At 58.9% G+C, this 7,918-nt stretch carries 8 protein-coding genes; 3 read left to right on the top strand and 5 right to left on the bottom strand.

Features of this window, described 5'->3' with window-relative positions:
- Positions 1 to 355: 355 nt before the first annotated feature.
- Genes CU102_RS27885 through CU102_RS27900 form a run of 4 tightly spaced genes read right to left on the bottom strand, consistent with a single transcriptional unit; the run spans position 356 to position 5,518 of the window.
- A complete protein-coding gene (locus tag CU102_RS27885; RefSeq protein ID WP_106714296.1) occupies positions 356 to 895 on the bottom strand; it encodes a sarcosine oxidase subunit gamma in 540 nt (179 codons plus the stop codon).
- Positions 888 to 3,866 carry a sarcosine oxidase subunit alpha gene (locus tag CU102_RS27890; RefSeq protein ID WP_106714297.1) on the bottom strand — a complete coding sequence of 993 codons (2,979 nt, stop codon included), beginning with the start codon at positions 3,864 to 3,866 and terminating at the stop codon, positions 888 to 890. The genes CU102_RS27885 and CU102_RS27890 overlap by 8 nt, the downstream gene beginning before the upstream one ends.
- Positions 3,867 to 3,870: 4 nt before the next feature.
- On the bottom strand, positions 3,871 to 4,239 hold the full coding sequence (locus tag CU102_RS27895) for a sarcosine oxidase subunit delta (protein ID WP_106714298.1): 369 nt from the start codon (positions 4,237 to 4,239) through the stop codon (positions 3,871 to 3,873).
- A 25-nt stretch (positions 4,240 to 4,264) separates the two neighbouring features.
- The gene (locus CU102_RS27900) at positions 4,265 to 5,518 is read right to left on the bottom strand and encodes a sarcosine oxidase subunit beta (RefSeq protein ID WP_106714299.1); all 1,254 of its coding nucleotides are present in this window, start codon (positions 5,516 to 5,518) and stop codon (positions 4,265 to 4,267) included.
- A gap of 389 nt (positions 5,519 to 5,907) precedes the next feature.
- Here CU102_RS27900 and rpsU point away from each other — a divergent pair, with 389 nt between their 5' ends.
- The 3 genes from rpsU to CU102_RS27915 all read left to right on the top strand — a co-directional run bounded on the left by rpsU (position 5,908) and on the right by CU102_RS27915 (position 7,767).
- Positions 5,908 to 6,159 carry a 30S ribosomal protein S21 gene (gene rpsU, locus CU102_RS27905; RefSeq protein ID WP_099997993.1) on the top strand — a complete coding sequence of 84 codons (252 nt, stop codon included), beginning with the start codon at positions 5,908 to 5,910 and terminating at the stop codon, positions 6,157 to 6,159.
- Between the two features lie 147 nt (positions 6,160 to 6,306).
- Positions 6,307 to 7,161 carry a tetratricopeptide repeat protein gene (locus tag CU102_RS27910; RefSeq protein ID WP_245425624.1) on the top strand — a complete coding sequence of 285 codons (855 nt, stop codon included), beginning with the start codon at positions 6,307 to 6,309 and terminating at the stop codon, positions 7,159 to 7,161.
- Between the two features lie 6 nt (positions 7,162 to 7,167).
- Positions 7,168 to 7,767, top strand: a complete 600-nt coding sequence (locus CU102_RS27915; RefSeq protein ID WP_106714300.1) for an NAD(P)H-dependent oxidoreductase — start codon at positions 7,168 to 7,170, stop codon at positions 7,765 to 7,767.
- A gap of 51 nt (positions 7,768 to 7,818) precedes the next feature.
- Here CU102_RS27915 and CU102_RS27920 read toward each other — a convergent pair.
- On the bottom strand, positions 7,819 to 7,918 hold a 100-nt coding region (locus CU102_RS27920; protein ID WP_146146489.1), incomplete at its 5' end, for an IS3 family transposase.

Genomic DNA, 7,918 nt, shown 5'->3' on the forward strand with positions numbered 1-7,918 from the left:
TCGAAGTGGGAGAAGGACCGGCGCCTCCGATGGCGGGTAACGGGCCCGCTGTCCGGGGAAGTTCCGTCCAAGGGTTCCCCTGCCGGTACTATGACCGGCGCGTGCTGGACGAGCACTCTAAGGGGCGCGTAGGCGACGCATGGAGTATCGCAAATGGTTCTCCCCGATGCCGAGGCCTCCCAAGCGGAACGGACGGGATCAAAAAACGCCGGACGGGCGGTCTTCGGATCGCACCATTACTACCCCAAAGACGCGCTTCGATGACCGCCTGTCTTCCCAACCATTCAATGGCCAGACTCAGATGAGGGCGTGGCAAGGGGGTACCACACCCGGTTCTTTGACAACGCGTTCGCTGTCAGACGGCAACGTCGCGCGCAGATTCCTGAAGAAACGCGTAGGCGTACGTCGAAAACGATCGCCAGCATTCGACACGGAAACTGTCTTCGTCCATGCGCCACAAAACGATCTCGATCTTGCCGAGCACGGTTCGCGATGCAGCACTCACGGGAAAAGCCTTGAGCGAAAGATCCTGCGGGCACCCCCCATTGATGACAGCGTCGGCGCCTTTACCAGAAACAAGGATGCCCACATTGCGATGAGAAACTTCGACCGCCGAATGCAAGACCTTGACCTTGGCAAGATCATCGACAAGGCTGCTCGTTGCGCTGTCGATGATCAGCCATTCGTCCGGGCCGATCCACAACGCCGTGCGCGCTCCCCTTGAGGCCGTCGATTTCGGCTTGACTGGGAGGTCCAGACCAAGCGCCTTCGAGAGCGCCATGATTGCGTCGGGTTTGGCTCGGAGTGAAACGCGGGTCGCATTGTCGGCCAGCCCGACCGATACGGCGCCTGCATGCAGCGGATGCAACCGCGTTGCTTGGACCATCTCAACCATTCAAACGTTCTCCCTTTTCGTCGAAGAACACTGTTCCGGTTACTTCCACTTCGATCACTCCGTTCGGCATCGGCACATAAAGCGTTTCACCGAGCCGCTTTGTTCCATCCACGACCAGCGCCAGTGCGATGGAGCGGCCACAATTTTCCGACCAGTAGGACGATGTCACATGGCCAATCATGGTCATCGGCACTGGCTGGTTCGGATTGGCGACAATCTGCGCACCCTCTTCCAGGACCACGGTTGGATCCACCGTCTTGAGACCGACAAGCTGCTTGCGGCCGTCCGCCACAAGGTCCCGGCGCAGGAGGCCGCGAATGCCGACATAATCGGTCTTGTTCTTGCCGATGGCCCAGGTCAGCCCGGCATCCTGCGGAGTGACGGTGCCGTCCGTGTCTTGGCCGACGATGATGTAGCCCTTTTCGGCGCGCAGGATGTGCATCGCTTCCGTGCCATAGGGTGTCAGTCCCAGCGGCTTGCCGCGGTCGTAGACGGCTTCCCATACAGCCTGACCATAGTCAGCCGGTACATTGATTTCGTAACCCGCCTCGCCGGTAAACGACATCCGGAACAGTCGGGTAGGAACGCCGCAGATCTTGCCTTCCCGAACGCTCATGTGCGGCATGGCCTCGTTCGAAATATCGATACCTTCGACCAGCGGCGCGATGATCTCGCGGGCTTTCGGACCCTGCACGGCAATCACCGCCCATTGTTCGGTCGTCGAGGTCAGCCAGACATTGAGATGCGGGAACTCGGTCTGAAGATAATCCTCCATGTGATTCATGACGCGCGGCGCACCGCCGGTCGTCGTTGTCACGTGGAAACGATCCTCCGCGAGCCGTCCGACAACACCGTCATCGTAGATGAACCCGTCCTCGCGCAACATGATGCCGTAGCGCAGACGTCCGACGCCCAGCTTCTCCCAGGGATTGGTGTAAAGCAGCTCCAGGAACTTCGCCGCGTCCGGCCCGACTACCTCGATCTTGCCGAGTGTGGACGCATCGAAGATGCCGGCATGATTGCGAACGGCAACACATTCGCGGTTGACGGCTGCGTGCATGTCCTCGCCAGCTTGTGGATAGTACCAGGCACGTTTCCACTGGCCGACATCCTCGAACTCTGCGCCCTGCGCCGCGTGCCAGGTATGCATGGGTGTGCGGCGCGTCGGATCAAACAGATCATGACGGGCGTGGTTCACAATCGCGCCGAAAGTGACCGGCGTGAACGGAGCGCGGAACGTCGTCAGGCCGACGGCCGGGATCGGCCGGTTCAGCGCCTCTGCGGCGATTGCCAGACCATGCAGGTTGGACGTCTTGCCCTGGTCCGTTGCCATGCCATTGGTGGTGAAGCGCTTGACGTGTTCGATGGAATGCATGCCTTCGCGCACTGCCAGCCGCACGTCCTTCGCGGTGACGTCGTTCTGGAAGTCGACGAAGGCTTTCACCGTTGTGTCAGCACCGGCACCAGGCGCCGAGCCTATCATGCCGCCGGTCCAGTTTGCACCGCCGGTCGCGGGAACCGACCCGGCCTTTCCCCCGCCAGCAGCGAACGCCTCGTCGAGGGTTGCCTGCAGACCGTCCGTGCCGTTGCAGGCGCCGACCGATACGCAATCCTGCGCATAGGTACCGGGCAGGAAGCGCTCGTTTGCCGCGTCCCATGCAACCTTGCCGCGCGATTGTGAAAAGAGGTGGACCGACGGAGTCCAGCCGGCCGACATGATCAGCGCGTCGACCGCAACCTTGCGTTCGTTGCCACCCCTCACCGGCTTGATAGACATCGACGACACGCGCCGTTTTCCGCCAGCGCTGTAGACTGCGTGGCCTGCAAGAACTTCGATACCGAGCGATCGCGCCTCTTCGACGATCTGCGAGTTGGGATTGTCGCGCGTATCGACGATCACTGGAATGCCGATACCAGCGCGCTTCAAATCGATCGCTGCAGCATAGGCGGAATCATTGGCCGTGTAGACACCGACCTTGCGGCCAACCGCGACACCGTACTGGTTTAGGAACATGCGCGCTGCCGAAGCCAGCATGACACCCGGCCGGTCATTATTGGCAAAAACCATGTGCCGTTCGATGGCACCGGTAGCGAGGACCACCTTCTTGGCGCGAATCTGCCACAGCCTTTCCCGCGGCATCTCAGCGGCCGGCGTGCTGAGATGATCGCTGAGGCGCTCAACGAGGCCAACGAAATTCTGCGCGTAGTAGCCGAATGCCGTGGTGCGCGTCAGGACGGTGATGTTGTCCATTGCCTGAAGCTTGGCAACAGTCGCCGCGGCCCATTCGTGACCCGCAACACCGTCGATAACAACGTCGCTTTCATAGCGCAAAGCGCCGCCGGCTTCGGGCTGTTCATCGCAGAGAATGACCCTGGCGCCGGTCGATGCTGCACTGAGTGCTGCGGCAAGGCCGGCAACACCTGCGCCGACTACGAGGACGTCGCAATGAGCAAAACGGTTGGAATAGCGATCTGTATCGGCTTCGCCGGGGACAACGCCAAGACCGGCCGCAGCTCGGATCTTCGGCTCGTAAATGGTCTTCCATGCGAACTTTGGCCACATGAAGGTCTTGTAGTAGAAGCCTGCCGGCAGCATCGGCGAGAACATGTCGTTGACGGCGCCGACGTCGAAGGTCAGCGACGGCCAGCGGTTCTGTGACTTCACCTTGAGCCCGTCATAAATCTCCTGGACTGTGGCGCGAACATTCGGCTGCTTGCGCGACTTGTCGCGTTCGATATCAACCAGCGCATTCGGCTCTTCGCTTCCGGCCGACAGAATGCCACGCGGACGGTGATACTTGAACGAACGGCCGACGAGATGGATGCCGTTGGCAAGCAGCGCGGAGGCGACGGTATCGCCTTCAAGGCCGGTCAGGTTCTGCCCGTCGAATGTGAAGCGCACGGTTTTCGCAGGGGTCAGCCTGCCAGCGCCGGCAATGCGGTTGCTTCCAGAGTGAGTTGCGGTGCTCATCGGCTCATACCTCCGCTTTCTTGGCGCGGGGTGCGCGTTTTGCATCAGGTTCTTCGGTCGACTCCGCCGAGGCGGCGGGCCGCACGATGAGTTGCTCCACATTCGGACGCGGCTCATCGGCCTTATAGACGGTCAGGAATTTGTCGGAGACGGAATCACGCACGGCGTTGAAGAAACGCCCGCAGCCGTGAATATGGCGCCAACGTTCGAACTGCAGTCCTTTCGGATTCTGGCGGAAGTAGAGAAAGGCAGCGAAATCATCATCCGACTGCTCAACGATGGAGGCAGCACGCACGAGATGCGCTTCACCGGCATTGCGGAACTCGAGTTCCGGGCGCTCTTCTTCGCAATAGGGGCATTTGATAAGAAGCATTGTCTTCGTCTCGTTTCCTAAAATATCAGTGCGCGACAGCGGCGGCGGCGGCTTCGTCGATGAGGCGGCCGGTGGTGAACCGCTCGATCGTGAACGGCGCGTTGATGCGGTGCGGTTCGTCGCGAGCAATTGTATGGGCAAAGACATTGCCCGAGCCCGGAGTCGCCTTGAAACCACCCGTTCCCCAGCCGCAATTGACGTAGAGACCGGGAACCGGAGTCTTGGCCAGGATCGGTGAGCGGTCGGGCGTCACGTCGACGATGCCGCCCCAGGAGCGCAGCATTTTCAGCCGTGTCAGAACCGGGAACATCTCGCAGATCGCATCGAGCGTGTGATTGATGATGTGGAGACCGCCGGTCTGCGAATAGGACGTGTACTGGTCGGTGCCCGCACCAATCACCATCTCGCCCTTGTCGGACTGCGAAATATAGGCGTGAACCGTATTCGACATGATCACACAGGGGATCAGCGGCTTGACCGGCTCGGAAACCAGCGCCTGCAGCGGATAGCTCTCGAGCGGCATGCGCACGCCAGCCATATTCATGATGACCGAGGTATGGCCAGCGGCAACAACGCCAACTTTCTTGGCGTTGATCGGACCACGATTGGTGTCGACACCGATCACCGCGCCATTGGGGGCGCGGCGAATGCCGGTGACTTCGCAATTCTGGATGATGTGCACGCCACGATCGGCCGCGGCGCGGGCATAGCCCCAGGCGACCGCATCGTGCCGCGCCGTACCGCCGCGACGCTGCAGGGCTGCACCGATAATAGGATAGCGCGCGTCAGCCGAGAGGTTGATAGGCGGGCAGAATTCCTTGACCTGCTCTGGTGTCAGCCATTCATTGTCGATGCCATTCAGCCGGTTGGCATGGATGTGGCGCTTGAACACCTGAACATCGTGAATGTTGTGCGCCAACATCATAACGCCGCGCGCCGAATACATCACGTTGTAGTTGAGATCCTGGCTCAGACCTTCCCAGAGCTTCACCGCGTGTTCGTAAATGCCGGCGGACTCATCGTAAAGGTAATTGGAGCGGATAATGGTCGTATTGCGACCGGTGTTGCCACCGCCAAGCCAACCCTTTTCAAGCACGGCAACATTGGTAATACCGTGTTCCTTGGCAAGGTAGTAGGCGGTCGCCAATCCGTGCCCGCCCGCACCGACGATGATGACATCATATTCCGCCTTGGGTTCTGGTGATGTCCATTGCTGCTCCCAGCCTTTGTGAGCACGCAAGGCCTCGCGGGCGAGAGCAAACACCGAATATTTCCGCATTACCTATTCCTTTGCGAACCAGTTGGCCTTCGCAGAGCGATTGTTCAGAGATTTCCGCAGGACCCTGTTCAGAAATCGACATCGATTTTATGACCGGGAGCCGTGCTTTATGCATCAGTATCGCATCCGTCCAAAGGTCTTTTGCCATTTTGCGACGGAGATTGGCGCTCAATGCCGGTTAAACTAAAATTCCGGACACGCGATCTGCGAGAGGGCGAATATCCGTCCGTTTTTCGCACCAGAACCATGGACATCGGTCCAACTTTCTGGTAATGGCCACGGCAGTTTGCGATGGATGACCGTCGCGAAGTTTGGTTTGTTGACCCATAGATTGGCTTTGGGTATGGCGAGCCGGGCTCAACGAAATTCTAAGAGATACAGGATAAAACGTGCAGGTACTCGTACGCGAAAACAATGTTGATCAGGCTCTCCGCGTTCTCAAGAAGAAGATGCAGCGCGAAGGCATGTTCCGCGAAATGAAGATGCATGATCATTACGAGAAGCCCTCGATCAAGCGCGCCCGCCAGAAGGCGGAAGCAATCAGCCGTGCCCGCAAGCTCGCTCGCAAGCAGGCTCAGCGTGAAGGCCTTCTGCCAATGCCAGCTCGCAAGGCTCCGGTCCGCGCTTCTGCGGCTCGTTGATCTGCATTTTAACGGCGTATTGACCCGATTACGGGGTGGAGTGGCGTGTGCCGCACCGCCCTTTTTTCGTTTGGTGCCATCGGAGCAAAAAAGCTTGCAAAGCTTTTGGTTGTACGGGACACATGGAATATGACCTATTCAGTTGAAATGAACTCTCACCGTGAAATTCGATCTGCCTTCCAGTCTGCACGATTTACTGGTTTGGTGATCGCATCCGTCCTTACGATGGCGGTCGCTGGATGCCAGAGCACTTCAACGGCCGATATGACCGGCATCGACAAGGCGCAAGGATCCACTGAGAACATCAGTTCGCTGAACGAAGTCATCGGCAACAATCCGAAGGATCCTGAAGCGTACAATGTGCGCGGTTCCGCTTTCGGGCGCGCCGGACGCAACAATGATGCGATCAAGGATTTCAACACAGCGCTTCAGCTGAACCCGAACTTCTACCAGGCCTATGCCAACCGGGCACTTGTCTACCGCAACATGGGCAATACGGCGCAGGCAGTGGCGGACTACAGCCGGGCGATTCAGATCAACCCGCAATATGATGCCGCCTATATTGGTCGCGGCAACCTTTACCGCCAGCAAGGGCAACTGGATCAGGCTCTGAATGACTTCCAGCAGGCGATCCAGCTGAGCACGACCGATGCACGCGCCTACCACAATCGCGGCTTGATCTACCAGGCACGCAATCAACACAAGCAGGCGATTGAGGACTTCTCGACCGCAATCTCGCTGGCGCCGGACGCTGCGGAGCCCTACAATGGCCGCGGCATTTCCTACGTCGCGCTCGGCGACGATGACAATGCGTTCGACGATTTCAACACCGCGATCAAGCTCGACGGCACTATCGCCGAGGGCTGGGCCAACCAGGCACTGATCTATGAGCACCGCGGCGACAAGGCACGGGCAGCGAAATCCTACGCCAAGGCTGTGCAGCTCGACCCCAAATACAAGCCGGCGATTGACGGCCTCGCACGCACCCGCAAGACCTCTTGATCTGCCATGGGCAAACGCTTTGTCGTTGTCCTGGCCCATCCACTGAAGGATAGTCTCTGCGCGCATCTCGCGTCGCTGGCTTCTTCCTTGATCACCAGCGCCGGTCATGATCTCCAAATCATTGACCTCTATGAGCGTGATTTCGATCCTCGCCTGACATCAGTTGAGTGCCAGAGCTATTACGCGGCCAAGCATGATACCCGTGCGATTAGCGAGGATGCGGAAACGCTTAAGACGGCCGACGTGCTTGTCCTCATTTTTCCGACCTGGTGGTTCGGACTTCCCGCGATACTCAAAGGCTGGATCGATCGGGTCTTCGCCCCTGGCGTAGCCTATGATCATGCCCCGGATTTCGGCCGCATGATTCCGCGGCTCACAACACTGCAATCCTGCCTTGCTGTGACCACACTCGGCTCGCCATGGTGGATTGACTGGCTGATCATGTTCCGCCCGGTTCGGCGTGTCCTGTCACGCGCCATCATCGGCACATGCGCACCAAAGGCGCACTTTTCCATGCTGTCGCTCTACAAGTCGGAGAGCATTGCCCCCAACCAGGTGGCGGTTTTCGAGCGAAAGCTGACGGCGACATTGCGAAAGCTCATCTGAGCGAACAAAAAAACCCGCCAAGTCTGAACTGACCCCATTAAGTTGGACGGTTTAAAGGCAAGGCAGATTTAAGGGCTGGGTTCTGTATTGTACAGGGCTCAGCCCTTTGAGTTTCATTTTGATCCTGTCGTGATTGTAGTAGTGGATATAG

Source organism: Phyllobacterium brassicacearum (assembly GCF_003010955.1).
GTDB classification, from domain to species: Bacteria; Pseudomonadota; Alphaproteobacteria; order Rhizobiales; family Rhizobiaceae; genus Phyllobacterium; species Phyllobacterium brassicacearum.

Coding starts and splice junctions, on each gene's coding strand:
- CU102_RS27885 (WP_106714296.1), bottom strand. CDS start 895: ATGGTTGAGATGGTCCAAGCAACGCGGTTGCATCCGCTGCATGCAGGC.
- CU102_RS27910 (WP_245425624.1), top strand. CDS start 6,307: ATGAACTCTCACCGTGAAATTCGATCTGCCTTCCAGTCTGCACGATTT.
- CU102_RS27890 (WP_106714297.1), bottom strand. CDS start 3,866: ATGAGCACCGCAACTCACTCTGGAAGCAACCGCATTGCCGGCGCTGGC.
- CU102_RS27915 (WP_106714300.1), top strand. CDS start 7,168: ATGGGCAAACGCTTTGTCGTTGTCCTGGCCCATCCACTGAAGGATAGT.
- CU102_RS27900 (WP_106714299.1), bottom strand. CDS start 5,518: ATGCGGAAATATTCGGTGTTTGCTCTCGCCCGCGAGGCCTTGCGTGCT.
- CU102_RS27895 (WP_106714298.1), bottom strand. CDS start 4,239: ATGCTTCTTATCAAATGCCCCTATTGCGAAGAAGAGCGCCCGGAACTC.